20 protein-coding genes and 1 CRISPR repeat array are annotated in these 22,864 nt (G+C 34.2%); of the genes, 13 read left to right on the forward strand and 7 right to left on the reverse strand.

Annotated elements, in window-relative coordinates:
• Window positions 1-13: 13 nt before the first annotated feature.
• From pulA to flgG, 8 genes are all read left to right on the forward strand, one after another.
• Window positions 14-2,545 carry a type I pullulanase gene (gene pulA / locus Y592_RS03055; protein WP_088368851.1) on the forward strand — a complete coding sequence of 844 codons (2,532 nt, stop codon included), beginning with the start codon at window positions 14-16 and terminating at the stop codon, window positions 2,543-2,545.
• A gap of 43 nt (window positions 2,546-2,588) precedes the next feature.
• Window positions 2,589-2,948: a response regulator gene (locus tag Y592_RS03060; RefSeq protein ID WP_075665586.1), complete on the forward strand. Its 360-nt coding sequence runs from the start codon at window positions 2,589-2,591 to the stop codon at window positions 2,946-2,948.
• Window positions 2,949-3,032: 84 nt separating this feature from the next.
• Window positions 3,033-5,759: an isoleucine--tRNA ligase gene (gene ileS / locus Y592_RS03065; RefSeq protein WP_088368852.1), complete on the forward strand. Its 2,727-nt coding sequence runs from the start codon at window positions 3,033-3,035 to the stop codon at window positions 5,757-5,759.
• 37 nt (window positions 5,760-5,796) lie between these two features.
• Window positions 5,797-6,297 (forward strand): TIGR00725 family protein, encoded by a 501-nt coding sequence (locus Y592_RS03070; RefSeq protein WP_075665588.1) that lies wholly within the window; start codon window positions 5,797-5,799, stop codon window positions 6,295-6,297.
• Complete coding sequence (locus tag Y592_RS03075) at window positions 6,294-7,163, forward strand: DMT family transporter (protein ID WP_075665589.1); 870 nt, start codon at window positions 6,294-6,296, stop codon at window positions 7,161-7,163. The genes Y592_RS03070 and Y592_RS03075 overlap by 4 nt, the downstream gene beginning before the upstream one ends.
• Window positions 7,150-8,157 (forward strand): rod shape-determining protein, encoded by a 1,008-nt coding sequence (locus tag Y592_RS03080; RefSeq protein WP_075665590.1) that lies wholly within the window; start codon window positions 7,150-7,152, stop codon window positions 8,155-8,157. Before Y592_RS03075 ends, Y592_RS03080 begins: the two co-directional genes overlap by 14 nt.
• Before the next feature lie 9 nt (window positions 8,158-8,166).
• A complete protein-coding gene (locus Y592_RS03085; RefSeq protein ID WP_075665591.1) occupies window positions 8,167-8,868 on the forward strand; it encodes a flagellar hook-basal body protein in 702 nt (233 codons plus the stop codon).
• 14 nt (window positions 8,869-8,882) lie between these two features.
• Window positions 8,883-9,668 (forward strand): flagellar basal-body rod protein FlgG, encoded by a 786-nt coding sequence (flgG, locus tag Y592_RS03090; protein ID WP_075665592.1) that lies wholly within the window; start codon window positions 8,883-8,885, stop codon window positions 9,666-9,668.
• Between the two features lie 629 nt (window positions 9,669-10,297).
• A CRISPR array of direct repeats spans window positions 10,298-11,476; the repeat unit is 30 nt; unit sequence GTTTAGAACATACCTATGAGGAATGGAAAC.
• 172 nt (window positions 11,477-11,648) lie between these two features.
• Here the strand turns inward: flgG and Y592_RS03095 are convergent.
• The 7 genes from Y592_RS03095 to Y592_RS03125 form a co-directional block, all read right to left on the reverse strand.
• On the reverse strand, window positions 11,649-12,374 hold the full coding sequence (locus Y592_RS03095; RefSeq protein WP_075665593.1) for an amino acid ABC transporter ATP-binding protein: 726 nt from the start codon (window positions 12,372-12,374) through the stop codon (window positions 11,649-11,651).
• Window positions 12,371-13,024, reverse strand: a complete 654-nt coding sequence (locus tag Y592_RS03100; protein ID WP_075665594.1) for an amino acid ABC transporter permease — start codon at window positions 13,022-13,024, stop codon at window positions 12,371-12,373. Before Y592_RS03100 ends, Y592_RS03095 begins: the two co-directional genes overlap by 4 nt.
• 9 nt (window positions 13,025-13,033) lie before the next feature.
• Complete coding sequence (locus Y592_RS03105; protein ID WP_075665595.1) at window positions 13,034-13,771, reverse strand: basic amino acid ABC transporter substrate-binding protein; 738 nt, start codon at window positions 13,769-13,771, stop codon at window positions 13,034-13,036.
• 113 nt (window positions 13,772-13,884) lie between these two features.
• Entirely contained in the window at window positions 13,885-15,690 is a 1,806-nt protein-coding gene (gene glmS, locus Y592_RS03110; protein ID WP_075665596.1) for a glutamine--fructose-6-phosphate transaminase (isomerizing), read from the reverse strand.
• Entirely contained in the window at window positions 15,659-16,660 is a 1,002-nt protein-coding gene (plsX, locus tag Y592_RS03115; protein WP_075665597.1) for a phosphate acyltransferase PlsX, read from the reverse strand. Before plsX ends, glmS begins: the two co-directional genes overlap by 32 nt.
• Before the next feature lie 2 nt (window positions 16,661-16,662).
• Complete coding sequence (gene rpmF, locus Y592_RS03120; RefSeq protein ID WP_075665598.1) at window positions 16,663-16,845, reverse strand: 50S ribosomal protein L32; 183 nt, start codon at window positions 16,843-16,845, stop codon at window positions 16,663-16,665.
• Between the two features lie 18 nt (window positions 16,846-16,863).
• Window positions 16,864-17,412, reverse strand: coding sequence for a YceD family protein (locus Y592_RS03125; protein ID WP_075665599.1), 549 nt, complete (start codon window positions 17,410-17,412; stop codon window positions 16,864-16,866).
• Window positions 17,413-17,460: 48 nt separating this feature from the next.
• On the opposite strand from Y592_RS03125, the gene Y592_RS03130 reads away from it, so the two are divergent.
• The 5 genes from Y592_RS03130 (at window position 17,461) to Y592_RS03150 (ending at window position 22,851) form a co-directional block, all read left to right on the forward strand.
• Window positions 17,461-18,420 (forward strand): lytic transglycosylase domain-containing protein, encoded by a 960-nt coding sequence (locus Y592_RS03130; RefSeq protein WP_075665600.1) that lies wholly within the window; start codon window positions 17,461-17,463, stop codon window positions 18,418-18,420.
• Window positions 18,421-18,431: 11 nt separating this feature from the next.
• A complete protein-coding gene (fliF, locus tag Y592_RS03135) occupies window positions 18,432-19,934 on the forward strand; it encodes a flagellar basal-body MS-ring/collar protein FliF (RefSeq protein ID WP_237254771.1) in 1,503 nt (500 codons plus the stop codon).
• A 106-nt stretch (window positions 19,935-20,040) separates the two neighbouring features.
• On the forward strand, window positions 20,041-21,051 hold the full coding sequence (gene fliG / locus Y592_RS03140) for a flagellar motor switch protein FliG (protein WP_075665602.1): 1,011 nt from the start codon (window positions 20,041-20,043) through the stop codon (window positions 21,049-21,051).
• Between the two features lie 7 nt (window positions 21,052-21,058).
• Complete coding sequence (locus Y592_RS03145; protein ID WP_075665603.1) at window positions 21,059-21,622, forward strand: 3'-5' exonuclease; 564 nt, start codon at window positions 21,059-21,061, stop codon at window positions 21,620-21,622.
• Window positions 21,619-22,851 carry a PhoH family protein gene (locus Y592_RS03150; protein WP_075665604.1) on the forward strand — a complete coding sequence of 411 codons (1,233 nt, stop codon included), beginning with the start codon at window positions 21,619-21,621 and terminating at the stop codon, window positions 22,849-22,851. The genes Y592_RS03145 and Y592_RS03150 overlap by 4 nt, the downstream gene beginning before the upstream one ends.
• The last annotated feature ends 13 nt before the right edge of the window (window positions 22,852-22,864 follow it).

Raw genomic sequence — 22,864 nt, forward strand, 5'->3', positions numbered from 1 at the left:
GAGGGAGTTTTCTATGAAAAAAGTGTTTGTCTTTCTGTTTGTTTTACTTTCATTGATTGCTATTTCCTCAACAACCATTGTTGTCCATTATCACCGCTTTGATGATAACTACAACGGATGGAATTTATGGATATGGCCTATGAAACCCGTTGCCATGGATGGAAAATCATACGCATTCACGGAAAAAGATGACTTTGGTGTGGTTGCCAAGATAGTGCTTGATATGGACCTTGAACAAGTTGGAATTATCGTACGACTTAACGAATGGCAAGCAAAAGATGTAGCCAAAGATAGATTTATAGACATTAAAGATGGAAAAGCGGAGGTGTGGATTTTGCAAGGAGTTGAAGAAATATACACAAAAAAGCCAGATACAAAACCAAGAGTATTTTTTGCAGCTGCAAAAGCTTCAAACATCATAGAAGCATATTTAACAAATGCGATTGACACAAAAACATTTAAAGGAGTTAAGGTAACGGTCGACGGCAAGGAAAAAAAGGTATCTAAAATTGAAAAGGCAGATCCAACGGACCTCTCTAAGACAAACTATATAAAAATAGTTTTAGAAACACCACTTACAGAAGATGATTTTAGAAAAGATGTTAAATTGTTAATAGAGGGCTTCTCACCGTCTACTGTTTACATGTTAGATATCTTAGATAATTTATACTTCGATGGAAAACTAGGTTATATCTACTCAAAAGACAGTACACTCTTTAGAACATGGTCCCCCGTTTCAAAAACGGCACAAGTTTTACTATACAAAAATGGAGAAGACAAAAAGCCATACAAAGTTGTTAATATGACGTACGTTGGAAATGGTGTTTGGGAAGCAAAAGTTGACGGTGACTTAGATGGTATCTTTTACAAATACAGATTTGAAAGTTACGGTAAAGTTAGAGAAACTGTGGACTACTACTCCAACGCCGTTTATAAAAATAGCTTAAAAAGCGCCGTGGTAGACCTTTCTAAAACAAATCCAAAAGACTGGAAAAATGATACAAGACCTTACATGGAAGCACTCGAAGATGCCATAATTTATGAAATACATATTGCAGATATGACAGGACTTGATAATTCAGGTGTGAAAAATAAAGCTACTTACTTGGGATTGGTTGAGGAAAACACAACAGGTCCCGGTGGAGTTACAACGGGATTATCACACCTTGTAGAACTTGGAGTTACACACGTTCACATTCTTCCAATGTTTGATTTTTACACAGGAGATGAAGAAAACAAGGATTTCGAAAAAAGTTATAATTGGGGATATGATCCTTACCTTTTTACAGTTCCAGAAGGAAGATATTCAACAGATCCAAAAAACCCATACACACGAATCTTTGAGGTCAAAAAGATGGTTCAAAAATTACACGAAAAAGGTATAAGGGTAATACTTGATATGGTCTTTCCACATACATTTGGAATTGGCCAACTTTCCGCATTTGATCAAACTGTTCCTTATTACTTCTACAGATTAGATAAAACCGGAGCCTACCTAAACGAAAGCGGTTGTGGAAATGTTATTGCAACTGAAAGACCTATGATGAGAAAATACATTATTGATACACTACTTTATTGGATAAACGAATACCACGTTGATGGATTTAGATTTGATCAAATGGGACTAATGGATAAAAAAACAATGTTGTCACTTGAGAAAAAAATTCATGCAATTGACCCAACAATTATACTGTACGGTGAACCTTGGGGCGGCTGGGGTGCACCAATAAGGTTTGGTAAATCAGATGTAGCAAACACACATATTGCAGCATTCAACGACGAGTTTAGGGACGCTCTAAGAGGTTCTGTTTTCAACGAAAAGGTTAAAGGATTTTTAATGGGGGCAATAGGAAAAGAAACACGCGTAAAAAGAGGGGTTGTGGGTAGTATCCATTATGACTCAAGAATCAAAAGCTTCGCAAGTGATCCAGAAGAAACTATTAATTATGTTGCATGTCACGATAACCATACACTTTGGGATAAAAATGCACTTGCCGCAAAATACGACAAAAAATACAAATGGACAGATGAAATGCTCAAAAATTCTCAAAAACTTGCAGGTGCTATACTCCTAACATCTCAAGGAATACCATTCATACACGCAGGTCAAGATTTTGCTAGAACAAAGAAATTCAACGAAAATTCATATAATGCACCTATTTCTATAAATGGCCTTGACTACCAAAGAAAATATGAATATTTGGATGTCTTTGAATACTACAAGGGACTTATTAACCTTAGAAAACAACACCCTGCGTTTAGAATGACAACAGCAGAAGAAATTAAAAAACATCTAAAAATTCTATCCAGTAGAAAAAGAAGGGTTGTTTCCTTTATAATCCACGACAACGCAAGAAATGACACATGGAAAGACATTTTGGTTATATACAACGGTAATGTAAATTCTATAGAATATGATTTACCAGAAGGTAATTGGAATTTAGTTGTAAACGGCGAAACAGCAGGCACTAAAGTAATAAAGACAGTTTCTGGTAAACTAGTATTAGAAGGAATTTCCGCCTATGTTTTGTACAAGAATGAATAATTGTGATATAATTTAATGTAGTATTTCTCTGAGGGGTGATAGTATGTCTAAAAAAAGAATATTAGTTGTAGAAGACGAAGATAATATGAGACTTTTAATAACAGAAGAGCTCGAAGAAAGTGGATACGAAGTAGATGAAGCAAGAAACGGACAAGAAGCATTGGAAAAATTTAGATCAAAAGAGTACGACCTTGTAACAGTGGATATTGAAATGCCCGGCATGAATGGGCTTGAGGTTGCTGGAAAAATTCGTGAGATGAAAAAGGACGCAAAAATCATTATTTTGACCGCCTATTCCCATTATAAAAGCGATCTTGCTTCATGGGCAGCAGATGCATACGTAGTTAAATCTTCTGATTTAACGGAATTAAAAGATACTATTGCAAAAATAATTAATATGTAAGATAAGCCCTCCCCCAATAAAAGGTGGCGGGAGGGCCACCTTTTTTGTTAATAATACAAGTTAAAATATATGGAGGTGTAGAAGATGGATTACAAAGAAACGTTGAACTTGCCTTCAACCCAGTTTTCTATGAGGGCCAACCTTGTAAAAAAAGAACCCGAAATGTTGAAAAAATGGGAAGAAATGGATGACTACAAATTGGTATTGCAATCAAGAGAGGGTAAACCAAAATTTGTACTACACGATGGCCCTCCATATGCAAATGGAAACATACACATTGGAACGGCTACAAACAAAATCCTAAAAGACATAGTTATCAGGTACAAAACCATGCGTGGATATTATGCACCATACGTACCCGGTTGGGATACCCATGGTCTTCCCATTGAACATAGGGTGTCAGTGGAAATGGGTGAAAAGATAAAGGAAATGTCACCAGTTGAAATCAGAAAAAAATGTAAAGAATTTGCACTAAACTTTGTAGATATCCAAAGGGAACAATTTAAAAGGTTGGGAGTACGTGGTGATTGGGATAATCCATACCTTACACTTGATCCCAAATACGAAGTACACATTTTGAACATTTTCAAAACACTTGTAAAAAATGGAAATGTTTATAGGGGAAACAAACCCGTATACTGGTGTCCAACTTGTAAAACCGCACTTGCAGAAGCAGAAGTTGAATACCATGATCATTCATCACCATCTATATACGTAAAATTCGAACTTGAAAAAGACACATATATAGTCATATGGACAACAACTCCATGGACTCTTCCAGCGAATGTTGCAATTGCGGTACACCCAGATTATGATTATGTAAAAATAAAAGTAAACAACGAATACTGGATAGTTGCCGAAGGTTTATTGAACAAATTTGCCGCTGAAACGGAAATAGAATACACAATTGTAGAAAAATTCAAAGGAAAAGACTTGGAATACAAAAAGGCAAAACATCCTTTTATCGATAGAGACTCTCTTGTAGTGCTTGCAGATTACGTTACACTGGAAGATGGTACGGGATGTGTACACACAGCACCAGGGCACGGTGCAGAAGACTATTTAACAGGGTTAAAATATAACTTACCCGTACTTTCACCAGTAAATGAAGAAGGAGTATTTACAAAAGAAGCTGGAAAATACGCTGGTTTAAAAATATGGGATGCTAATAAAGTAATAATTGAAGACCTCGAAAAAAGTGGTGCATTAATAAAGACACACAAAATAGAACACAGTTATCCACATTGTTGGAGATGTAAAAATCCCGTTATTTTCAGGGCAACTCCACAATGGTTCATTTCAGTTGATAAAAACGGATTAAGGGAAAAGGTCTTGGACGAAATTAAAAAAGTAGAGTGGCATCCAAAATGGGGCGAAAATAGAATCACGGCAATGGTAAAAGAAAGACCAGATTGGACCATCTCAAGGCAAAGAGTATGGGGAACTCCAATACCTGCAATAAAGTGTAAAAATTGCGGAGAAGTCTTTTTAGACGAAAAGGTTATAGATAACTTCATAAAAATAGTACAAGAAAAAGGCACAGATGCTTGGTTTGAACTTTCAGAAGAAGAACTAATACCCAAAGATGTAAAATGTCCAAAATGTAATAGTACTTCTTTTGAAAAGACCTACGACACATTAGATGTATGGATAGATTCTGGTTGTTCTTTTGAAGCGGTTATACGGTCAAATGGTGAAAAATTCCCAGTGGACTTATACCTTGAGGGGGACGATCAACATAGAGGATGGTTTCAAAGCTCTATCTTCATGTCTGTAGCCCATACAAACATGGCTCCATACAAGACCGTCGTCACCCATGGATTTATTAAAGACGAACACGGAAGAAAAATGAGTAAATCTCTGGGAAACGTTATAGATCCAAAAGAAATTGTGGACAAATATGGTGCTGATATCCTAAGACTATGGGTATCAAGCATTGACTTCTTTGACAATATCAGAGTTGGAAAAAATATCATTCAACAACAAGTTGAAGTGTACAAAAAAATAAGAAACACAATAAGATACTTACTTGGTAATCTCAGTGATTTTGAAGAAAAACACATACTCCCATTTGAAAAGCTATTACCACTTGATAAATGGGCACTTGGCAGATTACAAGAAGTAATTTCACAAGTAACAGATCACTTTGAAAAGTTCGAATATTCAAAAGTATATAGCTTGTTAAATAAATATTGTACAGTAGAACTTAGTGCAACTTATCTTGATATTATAAAAGATAGGTTATACGTTGAAGCAAAAGATTCTATATACAGACGCTCAGCACAAACTGTAATGTATTATATACTACAGGCATTGGTTAAAATGCTCGCACCTATTTTGGTATTCACCGCAGAAGAAGCGTATCAATTAAGTCCATTCAAAAAATACGAAACAGTACACTTGGAACTCTGGCCTGAAGTAAAAGAAGAATTCATTGACAAAGAAATTATGGAAGACTTTAAAATGTTATTACTCGTACGTGATGATGTTTTAAAGGCATTAGAAGAAGCAAGAAAAAATAATATAATTGGTCACTCACTAGATGCAAATGTAACACTTGAAGGGGCAAACGAACATGTACAAAATATAATAGAAAAGTACGAAGAATATCTAGCAGAATTCTTTATCGTTTCAGATGTGAAAGTGGGAAGTGGAAATATCAAAGGTGAATTTTCAAGTGTTAAAGTTGAAAAGGCACAAGGTGAAAAATGTCAAAGATGTTGGAAATATAGCAAAGATGTAGGAAAAGATGAAGTTTACAAAAATGTCTGCCCAAGGTGTGCAGCTGTTTTAAAAGGTGAAAGAAAATAAGCGGGGAATTCCCCGCTTTTTTCGAAAGGAGGAGCATATGAAAAAAGTCGCTGTAATAGGTTACTCTGGAGAAATAGACCAAAAACTTGAAAAAATATGTTTTTTGCTTGGAAAAGCCCTTTCAAAAAAATACATCGTCCTAACTGGCGGAAGAGATGGAGTAATGGAAGCAGTTTCAAAGGGAGTGAAAAGTGAAAATGGAACATGTATAGGCATTTTACCGTTTGAAGAAAAGGGCAATGCCTATAACTTTTTGGATATTACAACAGGTCTTGATTTTCAAATGAGATCCTTTATACTATTAAAAAATGCAGACGCGGTAATTTCCGTTGGCGGTGAAATAGGTACAGCAATAGAAATACTAGGGGCATATGCATATGGAAAACCACTAATTTTGTTTAATGAAACCGGAGGATGGACTGATAGAATCCAAAAAGTACTAATAGAAGGTAAATATTTAGATAATAGAAAGATCGTTGAAATCAAAATCGCAAGTAGTATAGAAGAAATACTAAAAATATTGGAGGATTTAATGTGAGATATCTTCCATTAACCTTAGTAGTCCTCTTTTGGGGGCTTTCTTTTATTTCAACAAGTGTGGTGGTAAAGGAAATAAGCCCACTTTTTGCTGCATTTATGCGGTTTTTAATAGCATTGCTGGTTTTATTTATAGTACCTAAAAAGAGAAAAATAGATTTATTCAACATTCATAAAATACTTGCGGGATTTTGGGGAATTACAATGTATTTTGTCGCAGAAAATTTTTCTCTAAAATTTACCACCCCCACAAATGCCGCAATGATAGTTTCTACAGCACCGATTTGGTATATACTTTTTACCCAAATTGTACACAAGAAAAAAACACATATATTTCAATATATTGGCTCCACCATTGCAATCGTTGGAGTAGGACTTGTTATTTTAAATGGTAGATTGTACCTTAACGTTAACCCTATAGGTGATTTGCTTGCATTTGGAGCTGCACTTTCTTGGGTATTTTATACACACCACATTGTAAAACTTTCCGATCATTCATCGATAACTGCCGTCTTTGAAATTACTTTTTGGGGTGTAGTTACTTTAATACCATTTACCTTTGTTGAATATGCATATTTTACTCCAAAGATTATTTTTTCAATTAATGTTGTTTTTGGATTACTTTACCTTGGTATACTTTGCTCTGCTGTGGGATACATTCTCTGGAACAAATCAATTGAAATACTAGGAGATAGAACAACAACAAATGCCGTATATATCATTCCGATTGTAACTGCCATATTTGAAAATATTCTTTTTAAAAGATGGCCAACATTTTTGCTAGTTTCAGGTATAATATTAGTTGTTACAGGAGTATATATTTTTGAAAAGTTCGAAGAAAGGAGAGAAAAATATGGGAAAGAATGATTTAGGAATAGACCTTGGAACTGCAAACTTTTTGGTGTATCAAAAAGGAAAGGGAATTGTACTTTACCAACCCTCTGTGGTGGCAATTTCCAAAAAAACGGGTAAAATCATTGCAATAGGTGATGAGGCAAAAGAAATGATAGGTAAAACCCCTGAAGAAAGTATCGTTGCTATTAGGCCAATGAAAGACGGGGTTATAGCCGACTATACTATTATTTCAGAAGTACTTAAGATGTTTATAAAGAAAGTAACAAAGGGATTTTTCCTAAAACCAAATATGGTTATTGGAATACCAGCAAAAACTACAACAGTGGAAAAAAGAGCGGTATTTGATGCAGCTATGAGTGCTGGTGCTAAAAAAGTATATGTTGTATCTGAACCACTTGCAGCTGCAATTGGGGCGGGAATTGACGTTACAAAACCAGAAGGAAATATCATCGTCGATATAGGTGGTGGAACAACGGATATTGCGGTGATAAGCTTGGGTGGAGTCGTTGTGGGTGATTCGGTAAAACTTGCAGGAGATTCCATGGATGACTCAATCGTAAAGAGTGTAAGAAAAATTCTTGGCCTAATAATCGGTGAATCAACAGCTGAAGAAATCAAAAAAAGAATAGGAAAAGCACATCCAGAAGTAGAAGATTTTGAAATGGATGTTAAGGGAAGAGATGCGGTAACAGGACTTCCTCGAACAGACAAACTTAACTCCAATGACGTTTATAAAATTTTAAAACCAATAATTGAAAATTTAATATCCAGAATAAAAGTGGTACTTGAAAAAACACCTCCAGAACTTTCTGCAGATATAATGGAAAAAGGTATTGTTATAACAGGCGGCGGGGCATTGTTAAGGGGTATTGATAAGGCCATTTACGATGAAATAGGTGTACCATGTAAAATCGCAGAAGATCCATTAACATGTGTTGCAAGAGGTACAGGAATTTTACTAGAGGATGAAGAATTATTAAATGAGGTGGCAGTAACATACGAATGAGGTGAAAATATGTACAAAGGAATTTATCTTGCATCCATGGGAATGCTAGCAGATATTACAAAACTTGATACCCTTTCAAACAACATATCAAACGCTGAAACAGCTGGGTATAAATCTGATTCTTTGGCATTTAAAGCATATTTTGATAAAAATTTGTACTCTTTCAACCCTATGCCACAAGAAAAGAAAGTGGAAATAAAAAAAATAGGTAATTTTGAACAAGCACTCATTCTGGATCAGGTGAAAACCAATCTTTCACAAGGCGTAATAGAGCATACGGGAAATGCATTAGATTTTGCAATTGATGGCGAAGGTTTCTTCGTATTGGAAAATAATGGAAAAAGGTTATACACGCGTGCTGGAAACTTTAAAGTAAATGATGAAGGCTTTTTAGTAAACTCTGATGGAGCCTATGTTTTAGGAAAAGATGGCCAAAAACTTAAGGCAGATGATAATTTAATTGAAAAAATATTGGTGGTTGATTTGGAAAATCCTAAAAAGATAGGTTATACGTTCTTCGAAGGACAAGAAAAAGCAAAGAAGAATTTTAGGATTTTACAAGGTTATATAGAAAAATCAAATGTAAACATAGTACGTGAAATGGTTAAGATGATCGAAGCAACAAGACATTATGAAACTCTATCAAAGGCCGTTACAGTTCACGATGAACTGCTTAATAAATCTATTAACTCTGCGGGAAGTTTAAAATAGGAGGTGTTTAAGAAATGATTAATGGTCTTTACACAGCAGCAACGGGAATGTGGGCTCAACAATTTAAATTGGATACTCTTTCAAATAATATCGCCAATGTGGATACTGCAGGTTACAAAAAGGTAAAGACAGAATTTCAAGACCTCTTGTATGATTACTCTAAAAACGCCGGCGCTGCAACTGCTCAAAATTCGTTACATCCTACCGGCATATATGTAGGACATGGAACAAAATTATCCGCAACAACACGAATCTTTACACAAGGAAATCTTGAGAGAACAGGAAACTCATTAGACTTGGCAGTTTCTGGTGATGGTTTTTTCCAAGTACAACTCCAAGATGGTAGAATAGCATACACAAGAGATGGACAATTCAAAGTAGATGGTAATGGAAGAATAATTACAAGCAATGGTAATCTACTCTCACCTAATATTGTTGTCCCACAAAATGCGGTAGCACTAAGTATATCACCAGATGGTATTGTTACTGCTGAACTTCAGGACGGAACTCTACAAAATTTGGGAACAATTACATTAGTAAGGTTTATAAATCCTTCAGGTCTAAAAGCTATAGGTGATAATTTATACCTTGAAACTCCTGCAAGTGGCGCACCTGTAGAGGGCACAGCAGGACAAGATGGATTTGGAACAATTCTCCAAGGATATGTGGAAAAATCAAATGTTGATATAGTAAAAGAAATGGTAGATATGATAAGTGCAATGAGGGCATACGAATTAAATTCAAGAACCGTTCAAACTGCAGATGAAATGTTAAGAACCGCAAGCAATATGAAGAGGTAAAAATAACTTCTAAAACTATAAAACTAAAAAAATGAAACAATAAAAAGTACCCCCACGGTGATAAAACCGATAAGGGGGTATTTTTTTGCAAAAAAGGATGAAAATCTTACCGTCTTATTTACTTTTATCTTTTAACATAAGTTATTTTTCTTTGTTTTTAATGATATTAAATTTTATTTTCTATAGTTAATTATATATTTTATTTATTTTAACAACAAATCATTTAATTATTATAATATTATGATTATATTACTTAATATCTAATAACATATACATCGCTTTTAAACAAAAAGAATATCGTTTATTATAAACAATAAAAATAAAATTACGTAATGTAAAACAAAATAAAAATTAATCTAATTTGTTAATTATAAATAAATAAAAATAAATTAACTAATAGGTTTTCCATTTACACAAACTCATCAAAAATACCTTATTTAATAATATATTAATTGTAACCAATTGTAACGTTTAGGTTAAGATAAAAAATATATAAGATTTTCAACGACCTTTTCCGTTAACAAAAAGCTTGTATGTGGCTTAAAATAACATGTTTACTTTTAGGTAACTTCCAGTTAATCAAAATGAAAATATCTTGGTTTATAATAATTTATGAGGTTTTTTAATTGGTTTAGAACATACCTATGAGGAATGGAAACATGGTTTTAAGTTAAAAAAAAAGACGGGGAACTATAAGTTTAGAACATACCTATGAGGAATGGAAACTCCTTCTCGAAGGCGGTGAAGCCAGAGTCTTCGGCCAGTTTAGAACATACCTATGAGGAATGGAAACTTATTTACTAAAATCAAATCATCGTTAAATCTGACTAAAATGTTTAGAACATACCTATGAGGAATGGAAACCGGAAGCTCCATTTCTTTTTCTTTTCTTGCCATGTTTCGTTTAGAACATACCTATGAGGAATGGAAACTTCACCGTTTCTTGACATATCTTTGATTTTTATCTTGTTTAGAACATACCTATGAGGAATGGAAACCCGACGGGACTTGCACCCGAAGACTGGGAAGTCTCCAGTTTAGAACATACCTATGAGGAATGGAAACATTTCGAAGGGGAAAATCTTTATAACATCTATTATTTCGTTTAGAACATACCTATGAGGAATGGAAACCCATTTTCCCCTCCAAAATTTCAAAGGGGAACATTTGTTTAGAACATACCTATGAGGAATGGAAACTGTGGCCACCACCAATTCCAATTTCTCCCCATTTCTGTTTAGAACATACCTATGAGGAATGGAAACTTTCATCGTACACGGATTTAATTACGTCTTTAATTTGTTTAGAACATACCTATGAGGAATGGAAACAAGCCTTATGATGCCGCGACTGATTTCTACGTCTTTTTCGTTTAGAACATACCTATGAGGAATGGAAACTAAGCTCTCTTGCAACACATTGAAAAATATTTTCAGTTTAGAACATACCTATGAGGAATGGAAACGATCAAAATCATCTATAATAGGAGCTTCCAAAATTTCTTGTTTAGAACATACCTATGAGGAATGGAAACTTATATCCCCAATGAAGCTATTAAATTGTTCCTCCAATTTCGTTTAGAACATACCTATGAGGAATGGAAACAATCTCGAAGGGGAAGAGTTTCATTACATTTATTATTTCGTTTAGAACATACCTATGAGGAATGGAAACTCAATCACGCCACCTTCCTTATCGAAGGCGATATATCCGGTTTAGAACATACCTATGAGGAATGGAAACTTTTTCTTTTATGGACGTATATACATCATCAATCAGTTTAGAACATACCTATGAGGAATGGAATTCAAAGGGAAATGATAGATATCATTTCACATAATTTGAAAAGAATATACACAAAAAACAGCAAAATTCCATGATGTTTCGATTTTTTTCTAAAAAAATGCACAGAAACAAAACAGCATGACTTTGGTAGAATATCAAAGCCATGCTGTTTAAAAGTAAATCTAAAATTGCGAATTATTTTAATATATGTCTTAAAAATTCTTTTGTCCTCTGATTTTTTGGTTCTTTAAAAATTTCTTCTGGTTTTCCTTCTTCTGCTATAACTCCTTTGTCCATGAAGATTATCCTATCTGCTACTTCTCTTGCAAATCCTATTTCGTGTGTTACCACTATCATTGTCATACCAGATTTTGCAAGATCCTTCATTACCTCTAAAACTTCACCTACAAGTTCTGGATCAAGAGCAGATGTAGGCTCGTCAAATAACATAAGCACTGGATCCATCATTAATGCCCTTGCAATGGCAACCCTTTGTTTTTGACCACCTGACAAATTATCTGGATAATATTCTATCTTTTCACTCAACCCCACCCTATCTAGCAAACTCTTTGCCTTTTCTACTGCCTTTTCTTTTGGCATCTTTAAAACCTTTGTAGGTGCAAGGATCAAGTTTTCCAAAACAGTCATATGTGGAAATAAATTAAAGTGCTGAAAAACCATACCAATTTTTGTTCTTATTTCGTTGATACTCTTATCTTTTTTTATTTTTTTTCCAAGAAAGATTACCTCACCTTTTTGGTAATCTTCCAAATGATTTATACACCTTAAAAAAGTACTCTTTCCACCTCCACTTGGACCAATTATTACTATAGTCTCTCCTTTTTCAACCCTTAGATTCACACCTTTTAATACCTTTAACTCTCCAAAACTTTTATGCAAATCTCTAACTTCCAAAATCATGCTATCTCCATCCTTTTTTCTATAACCCTTACAATTCTAGATATTGTAAACGTCATCACAAAATAGATTATTGCTATACCAAAGTATATGGAAAATGTTTGAAAGGTTCGTGTTATCACAAATTGACCACGCCTCATAAGTTCGGTAACTCCAATTATAGATGCAAGCGAACTATCTTTTGTTAGTGTGATAAATTCATTCCCAAGGGCTGGTAAAATGTTTTTAAAAGCTTGAGGAAGTATAATATACCTCATAGTTTGAAAATGGGACATTCCAAGGGATCTTGCAGCTTCATACTGCCCCTTTGGTATAGATTGTATACCAGCTCTAACTATCTCTGCAATGTATGCGCCACTGTTTAAACCCAAAGCTACAATTGCTGCTGGATATGCTTCAAGTTGTATTCCAAGTTGCGGTAGTCCAAAATAAACTATAGATATTTGAACTAAAAGAGGTGTCCCTCTTAAAAATTCAACATAAACAGTTGATGGTATATTAATTACCTTCAATTTGGATAATCTACCCATACCAATAAATGTTCCAAGAATCAATCCAATTAAAACTGAAAAAAAAGTGAGTTTTAAGGTATCCCAAGCTCCCAAAAGCAAAAATGGTAAATTTTCTAAAACAACCTCTATTGCTTCCATTATTTTCCCCCTTTAGAACCACTTTTCAACTAAAATATCATATGGACTTTTAAACATATTTGAAATAACACTGTTGACAAAATCTAACAATTCTTTGTTTCCTTTTTTTACTCCAATACCGTATTTTTCTCCTGTATCTATTACAGAAGAAATCAAGAATTTTTGGAATTTCTTTACATACGCATTAGCCACTGCCTCATCTAAAACTACTGCATCAACACGTTTGTTTTGAAGTTCAAGAAACGCATCTGTAAATTTTTGAAATCTTGTAACTTTTATTCCTTTAATCTTGGAAACCACCAAATCACCTGTTGTTCCCAATTGAACAGCAACCTTTTTTCCTTTCAAATCCTCAAGTGATTTTGGAGAGAAATTCTCACCTTTTCTTACAACTATCGATTGGTTTGCGTTAAAATATGGAATAGAAAAGTCAATCACTTTCGCCCTTTTATTTGTTATCGTCATACCCGCAATTATTAAATCAATCTTATCAGACATAATCGCAGGAATAAGTGAATCAAAAGGAAGATTTAATATTTTAAGTTTAACTCCAAGCTCACTTGCTATCTTTTTTGCAATGTCAATATCAAAACCTACAATATTGTTATTTTGATCCACAAATTCAAATGGTGGAAAGGTAGGTTCCGTACCAACAATTAAAATTCCCCTTTCTTTTATCTTCGATAAACTTGCTGTAAAAAACACTGAAACTATAAAAACAATAAATAAAACAGCGACCAACTTTCTCATACTACCCCCTCCTTTTTGTAATACTTGGTAATTTAATTTTAACACATTTAACCTAAAAATAACATGATATGATAAAAAAATACGGAGTGATAACTCACTCCGTATTTATTATCTTACTCAACTGTAACACTTTTTGCTAAATTCCTAGGTTTGTCCGGATCATATCCCCTCATATCCGCAATTAAATATGCAAACAATTGAATCACCGGCGAAATCGTGAGTGGATACATATCATCAGGACTATCAGGAACGTATATAATATCATCTACTATCTTTTCCAGTTCTTTGTTGCTCTCGTTTGTAATCGCAATTATTCTAGAATTTCTTGCCTTTGATTCTTCTATATTACTCTTTGTTTTTTCAAACAAATTATCTTTTGGTGCTATTGCAAACACCGGGAAAGTTGGATCAAGCAACGCTATTGGTCCGTGTTTTAACTCCCCGGCAGGATACGCCGTTGCATTTATATAACTTATTTCTTTTAACTTTAGCGCTCCTTCAAGTGCTGTTGGATAATTTATCCCGCGTCCAATATACATAAAGTGATGATAATTTTTGTAATACGATGAAATTTCTTCAAGATCTATATTGTTTAGAATTTTTCTAAAAATCTCAGGTGCCTGCTTTAAAAACTCAAAATCTCTTTGAAGTTCTTCATTCCAAATTCCTTTTATTCTTAACAGGTGCATACCTAAAATATAGAGCACTATAAGTTGATTAACGTAAGTTTTCGTAGCAGCCACACCGATTTCAGGACCTGCATTCATAAATACAGTAACATCACTTTCCCTTGTAATAGTAGAGCCAACTACATTTGAAATTGAAATAACTTTTGCACCTTTTCTCTTAACAAGCCTTACCGATTCAAGCGTGTCTGCAGTCTCTCCGGATTGGGATATAGCAATAACAAATGTATTATCATCTACATGTATATTCCTATACCTAAATTCAGACGCAACATCCACTTCTACATCTATATTTGAATGCTTTTCAAAAAAATATTTAAATACAAGACCTGCATGATAACTAGTGCCACACGCCACAAGTTTTATTTTTTCAACCCTTTCAACGTTGAATTCCTTTAATTCATTTAAAACAGGTCCTTCAAGTGTTACCCTACCCACAAGTGCACTTTCTATTGCTTCTGGTTCCTCCATTATTTCTTTTAACATAAAATGTTTGTACCCGCTTTTTTCAGCAGATGCTTCATCCCAATCTATATGGTATACTTTTCTCAAAACTACATTCCCACCTAAATCAGTTATTTTATATTCTCCATCCTTTAAAAGCACCACATCTCCATCTTCCAAAAAGACTACATCTTTTGTATACCGCAAAATAGGTGTAACATCCGATGCAAGCACAACTTTATCTTTTCCTCTTCCCAAAACAAGCGGACTTCCTTTGCGTGCAGCTACAAGCATATTACTAAAATCAGAATGCATAACCACAATCGCGTATGCACCCTTTAAAAGCTTTATAGCATCTAAAACCGCTATATATAAATCTCCTTTAAAGTGTTCTTCAATTAAGTGTGCTATAACCTCTGTATCTGTATCCGATTTAAAAACATGACCCTTTGACTTTAACATTTCTCTTAATTCATAGTAATTTTCAATTATTCCATTATGTACTATGGCGATTTTACCAGTACAATCCGTATGCGGGTGTGCATTTATATCATTTGGAATCCCATGCGTTGCCCATCTTGTGTGTGCTATTCCAATTGACGTCTTCTTTTGAGGTATCTTTGATTTTAAATTTTTAATTTTACCTATGGATTTCTGTATTGATATCTTTCCGTTATCGTAAAATGCAACTCCTGCTGAGTCATATCCTCTGTATTCAAGTTTTTGCAAATCTTCGACAAGCTCTTTTAAATTAAATTCAGTTCCCACTATCCCTACTATTCCACACATCTTTTATTGCCTCCTCAATTTTCGAGGTCAACGAAATTTCTATACCTTGTTTTGCAACCTTTAGTGCGTGATATATTGCAACTTCATCCGAATTTCCGTGGGCTTTAACCACAATTCCATTCACTCCTACAAAAAATGTTCCACCATATTTTCTCGGATCCAATTTTTCTTTTAACTTGTTAAAAACGGGTTTCATAAGAAGTGCGCCAAGTGCGGAAATTACATTCTTTTTTATGTTTGACTTTAAAATTTCAATTATTAGTTTTGCAGAACCTTCCATTGTTTTCATGGCAATATTTCCATGAAAACCATCTGCAACCACAACATCTACCTTTCCCATGTTTATATCATTTCCCTCAATGTTTCCTTTAAAACTTTCTCCAAATTTTTCTCTCAAGAGTCTAAAAGCTTCTTGCTCTTTTTTTGTGCCTTTATTTTCCTCAGTTCCTACATTTAATAAACCAACCTTAGGATTTTTTATCCCCATAAATTTTGCATATTCAACGCCCATTATAGCAAATTGCAAAAGTGTAAATGGTTTAACATCAATATTAGCACCCGCATCTGCAAGTATGCAAAAACCATCCTTTGTAGGAATTGGCACGGCAAGTGTAGGCCTTTCTATTCCTTTTATCCTTCCTACAACAAATGTAGCACAAGCTAGTAGTGCACCTGTGTTCCCCGCACTTACAACTGCGTCCACTACGTTATCTCTCGCCAATTTACAACTTTGATACATAGTACTATTTTTGCGTCTTATAGCTTCTGTGGGTTTTACATCCATGGGCAGATAATCTTCCACAACAACCTTTCTACAATTACTTGGAAGGGAAATTTCCTTAAAATTTTTCTCTATACCCACCAAGTAAAGTTCAACATCTGGATTATCTTTTGCAAAAGCCAAAGCGCCAGCCACAATCTTCGCTGGCGCAAAATCACCACCCATTAAATCAATAGCTATTTTTTTCATAGTTATTCTGCAACTTCAAAAATTTGTTTCTTACCATAGTGTCCGCAGTTCAAACAAACTCTGTGTGGAAGTTTCGGTGCACCACAATTTGGACAAACAGATACGGGTACGGAAAATGCTTTGTAGATTTTTGCCCTCTTGTGATGGGTTCTACTTCTTGACCTCTTTTGCTTTGGTACTGCCATGAAAAATCCCTCCCTTGATTAATTATTGCTTAATTTTTCCTTTAACTTCAAAAGTTTTTCAAATCTAGGGTCTATCGAAAACTCTTCCATTTTTTCACACTTGTGATCCGGATGTAAATTTAAATTTTCACCACAATACTGGCACAAACCTTTACAATTTTCATCACACACAAAAACATCAGGAGCACTTACAACAAGTGCTTCTATTATTCGCTCTTCAAGGTCTATTACTTCTCCTTTGTAGTATATCACATTTTTTAGATTTTCTATTTCAGAATCTTTAAAATTTGGTTCACTTTCTAAATCGTATATTCCCTCTATTGTTCCTTCAAGTTCTAAAATAGATGTTTCAAGGCATCTATCACAAGGTCTTTCGATCTTTCCCTTCACTACTCCACCTACTATTATTGTGTTGTCTGTATAAACTATAGAGATTTTCACGTGAAATACGTTATCTATTACTTTGTAAGTTCCAGTGTGCAAGTTAATAGTCTCTGTATAATAATCATCTTCTATTTTCATATGTCTTTTCGCTATAATATCTTTTACTTTTATTTTCCAAATCATTTAAATCACCTCTAATTTATGGTATCATATTTAATTAGGAGGGATTCTATGAAAAAAGCATTTTACATTTTTCTTTTAATAGTCACATCAACTCTATATGCCTTTATGCTGGATCCTTTGAATTATATTACCAAATCTAACCTTGGTTTGCAAGTACAATTTTATAACAACGCGGGAAAAATATCCATATACACCCCTTATGTTTACAAAATTGTTTCATACAATACATTTACCGACACCATGCGATTTCCAGAAATAGTCAAAGGACTAGCATATATAGAATCTGGTTTTAACATACATGCCCTTTCAAATATCGGTGCAATGGGGGTTGCTCAATTCAAGGCAAATGCGGCATTAGATTATGGGGTAAACAACGCATGGAACCCAAAGCAAGCGCTTCTTGGTGCTGATAGAATGATAAGGTTCTATTACCAAAAATATCAAGATATATATACTGTTTTGGCGATATACAATATTGGAGAAACAAACTACAAAAAAGGAAAATATCTAGATGCGGGAAAAAACTACGCAAGAAAAGTAATCACTGCTTCAAGGAAAATTAGCAGAAATACAAATTTGTACGATAGATATGTGTTATACTTACAAAGTGGTTTCTTAAACGAAAGTACAAATACTTCGTTTTTTGAAATTGGTAGTATTTTTGATTATCTAGGAATTATTTACTTTGATATATCTTCAAAGTTAATCATCCAAGAGAATAACTATCCTATAGAAATTGGTGGAAAGTCTTATTTTAGATTAGATCATTTTTCGTCAATTGTTTTCGGATATAATTTAAGGTATAATATTAATATATCAATTGGTCCCATTTTAGGTTACTCGCACTTTGAACCTGTCGGCACAAATTATGAGTTATCTTATGATTTTTCAAAGGGATTTAGTTTAAAAAATTTCCAATTTGAAGTGGGATACGGGAATAAGTATTGGCGTATTGGCCTTGGTTTTGATCCAGACTTTGAAAACTTTTATCTTAGATTTCTATACTGAGGTGATATTCCTTGGAATGGTTTAGAAAATTCTTAGATAGTTTGTCAAACATCCCAAATTTTTGGAAAAAGCTCAACAAAAACCAAAAAATAGCATTTACTTCATTAATTTTAGCAATAGTTTTTGCATTAGTAGTTGCCGTAGTTTTAAATGCTCCAAAATATGTATTGTTAATCACCGCAAACAACGAAACAGATGCAGGCGCAATTATCCAACAACTGGAATCGCAGGGAATACCATACAAAGTCGAAGCAGGTAATAGGATATTTATACCTTCTTCTTACAATGTATACGAAGTAAGGATGAAACTTGCCTCCAGTGGAATTTTAGGTGCATCCTCAAAGGGATTTGAACTACTTGATCAAAGTAGTTTTGGTGCAACAAGTTTTGACAAACAAGTTAATTATCAGAGGGCTTTACAAGGAGAGCTAGAAAGAACCATTGCAACTATCAACGGTGTAAAGTATGCAAGAGTGCACTTAACTCTTCCTAAATATACCTACTATGTGCGTGGTGAAATGGCTGAAACACGCGCATCTGTTCAATTGGTACTAGAACCTGGAGCAACCATTTCAAAAGAACAAGTTAAGGGAATCATATACCTTTTAACAGGAGCAGTAGAAGGGCTAAAACCGGAAAATGTAAAAGTGGTGGATAATTTTGGAAGGGCGTTAAGTGACCTTGTAAACTTTGACGAAAACACATATGCTGCCAACACAAAAACGGAATTAAAAATGCAACTTGAAAACTATTATCGAAACAAAATACAACCTGCCCTTGAAACTGTATTTGGCTTTGGAAAAGTAGAAGTAATAACCGATATAAACCTTAATTGGCAAAAGATCGAAAAAACCATCACAACTTATTCTTCTCCAAAAGGAGGACTTTTAAGGAGCAAAGAAACAGAAACTGAGAAATCCACCGTTAAACCCGCAGACGGTGGACCTGTAGGAACAGAATCAAATATTCCAACAACTTACTATCAAAGTGTAGAGGGATCAAATAGTTCACTGTATGAAAAATCACATGAAATTACAAATTACGAATTAAACCAAATAGTGGAAAACGTCGTACAAAATATGGAAGGAGAAATAGAAAACATATCTGTTTCTGTTATAATAGATTCTTCTTCAACAGTCTTTAATACAGTCTCAAAAGACGAAATCAACAAATTAGTATCAAATATAATCCAAAAAAGTATAGCAGCTAACGCAAGCCCATCGAATATTTCTTATTCTCTTGCCTTTATCCCATTTAGCAGAGAACTTGAAGAACAATACCAACAACTAATCCAAACAGAACAATTAAAAAAGGATATTGTTTTTAAAATAACACTCCTTTTGATTGCAACGGTATTGATGTTCTTTAGTTCATATGGAATATTACTACAAATTAGAAAATCAAAAGCAAGAAAACTTGTACTTCAAAGGTACAAAATGCTAGAAGAAGAAGCACAGAAATTAGTAGAAGAAGAAGGAGGACAAGAAGCAGAAGAAATACTCAGCGAAGCATAAAAGGTTATAGAAGAACTAAAAGATTACGCAAAACAGCTTGCAGTAAAATCACCTGAGGAAACTGCAGCCATAATCAAGATTTGGATGTCTGAAAGAGGGTGAGCTAATGCCAGATAAAATTAACATACCTGGAAAGAGAAAAGCTGCAATACTTTTGGTTTTAATGGGTCCAGAAAATGCAGCAAATGTGTTAAAACAACTTGAAGAACAAGATGTCGAAACACTTACAATAGAAATTGCAAATCTTGGTAAAGTAACAGACGACGAAAAAGAACAAGTTCTATCGGAATTTAAAGAACTTTCAAAAGCAAGGGAAATGTTGCTTTCTGGCGGTATAGATTATGCAAAAGAAATGCTTATTAAAGCCTTCGGTCCAGAAAGAGCAATGAAGGTTATTGAAAGGCTTGTCTCAAATCTTCAAGTAAAACCATTTGAATTTATGAAACTTGCCGATCCCATGCAAGTTGTTAATTTTTTACAATCAGAACATCCACAAACAATTGCTTTGGTGTTGAGCTTTTTAGAACCACCACTTGCAGCTAAAGTGTTGTCCTCGCTTCCAGAAAATATTCAAGCAGAAGTGATAAAGAGAATAGCGTTACTCGAACGTGCATCACCTGATGTGGTAAGGGAAATAGAAAAGAACCTTGAAAAGAAATTCAGTGGAATCGGTATGCAAACGTTAAGTCAAGTGGGTGGTGTAGATACAGCAGCGGAAATTATCAATAATATAGATAGGGCAACGGAAAAAAGTATTATGGAAAAACTCGGGTATGAATCTCCAGAACTTGCAGAAGAAATCAGAAGAAGACTATTTGTCTTTGAAGACTTGCTTAAACTTGATGATAGATCAGTACAACTTGTGCTACGTGAAGTTGATACAAGAGATCTTGCCGTTGCACTAAAAGGTGCATCAGAAGAACTAAAAGAAAAGATATTCAATAACATGTCCAAGAGGGCTGCACAGCTTTTAAAAGACGAACTGGAATTTATGGGACCTGTAAGGGTAAAAGACGTGGAAGAAGCACAACAAAAAATTATAAACATCGTAAGAAGATTGGAAGAAGCAGGAGAAATAGTAATTGCAAGGGGTGGAGGAGAAGAGTTAATAGTTTAGGAGGTAAATCGTGGAAGAAAATGTATATTGCGTTCTTGATACAGAAACAACAGGCCTTAACCCTTGGTTTGGCGATAGAATCATTGAAGTTGCAATTGTACCTGTATACAAAGGAAAAATAGTTAATAGCTGGATATATCATTCATTGGTGAACCCAAGTATCCCTATTCCAGCATTATCCGAAAAAATCCACGGCATTTCAAATGCACAAATTGCAGATGCACCAGGTTTGGAAAGGGTTTTGGATAATATAAGGGCATATACAAAAGACACTATATTAGTGATGCACAATGCAACTATGGATCTTTCATTTTTGGATATTGCAACAAAAGAAGTAGGTCAATTTCCTATAAATGCAAAATACATAGATACCCTGGAAATATCCGAAAGTTTATACGGAAAACGCAGAAGTTTGGAAAGTCTTGTAAAAGAATTTAAACTAGGAAGTAAAGTTCCACATAGGGCGCTGCAAGATGCTATTTTAACCGCTAAAGTATTTTTAAAACTATCGGAAAAAATTGGTATTGAAAACTTACGAGAATTTGTAAGAATATGGGGGGATGGACAATGATTAAAAATTTTGTATTAGATACAAATGTATTAATACACGATCCAGAATCTATTTATGCCTTTGAAGACAACAATGTGATAATACCACTTCCCGTACTTGAAGAACTTGATAATTTAAAAAGACAAACGGGAAGTCTTGGAAAATCTGCAAGGCATGCAATAAGGGAATTAGATAGTTTAAGACAGAAAGGTAAGTTATCAGAAGGTGTTAAACTAAAAAATGGTGGAAAAATACAAGTCGTATTTTTAAAGAAAAAAGATCACGAAGATATAGACTTTCTATACGAAAAATACATAGACAACTGGATTTTGGTTTATACACTACACATTTTAAAATCCACAAAACAACCCACTTTTTTAGTATCAAAAGATATAAACTTAAGGGTTAAGGCAGATTCCTTGGGCATACCTTCCCAAGACTATCTTTCCGATAGATCAGAACTTCAATCTTTGACTCCCGGATATTTTGAATTTCATAACATAGAAACCTTGGACAAAAGTTTATTATATCCAAACGCATACATAGACAACTTGGATAAATATTACAGATTCGATGGAGAAAACCTACTACAAATGTCCAGAAAAATAACAGCGTGGAATGTAAAGCCAAGAAACAGGGAACAATTTTTCGCAATGGACGCTCTACTAAATGACAACATAAAATTAGTCTCGTTAATTGGAATGGCAGGAACTGGTAAAACCTTCATTACGCTTGCTTGTGCGCTACAAAAAACATTTACAGAACAAAAATACGAAAAAATAATAGTGGCAAGGCCACTTGTGGCAATGGGCGGAAAAGATATTGGTTATCTACCGGGAAGCTACGAAGAAAAAATGAAACCCTGGATGTCACCTATTTACGATAATCTAGAATATCTTTTTAGACTTTCCAATACAAACATGAAAGAATTCATGAAAAAAGGTATAATTGAAATAGAAGCATTAACATATATTAGGGGAAGATCCATCCCTGATCAGTTTATAATAATAGATGAGGCACAAAACTTAACTCCACACGAAGTTAAGACAATTTTAACTAGAGCAGGTGAAAATACAAAAATAGTACTTTTGGGTGATCCATATCAGATAGATACTCCATACTTAGATAAAGACAGCAATGGACTTGTATATGCCGCAAGTAGATTTTTAAACAGTAAAATTTCAGCACATATAATCTTGCAAAAAGGTGAAAGGTCCTTATTAGCCACCGAAGCAGCTAATCTTCTTTAAGGGGGTTTAAGAT

The organism is Thermosipho sp. 1070 (assembly GCF_001682135.1).
Classification (GTDB): Bacteria; Thermotogota; Thermotogae; order Thermotogales; family Fervidobacteriaceae; genus Thermosipho; species Thermosipho affectus.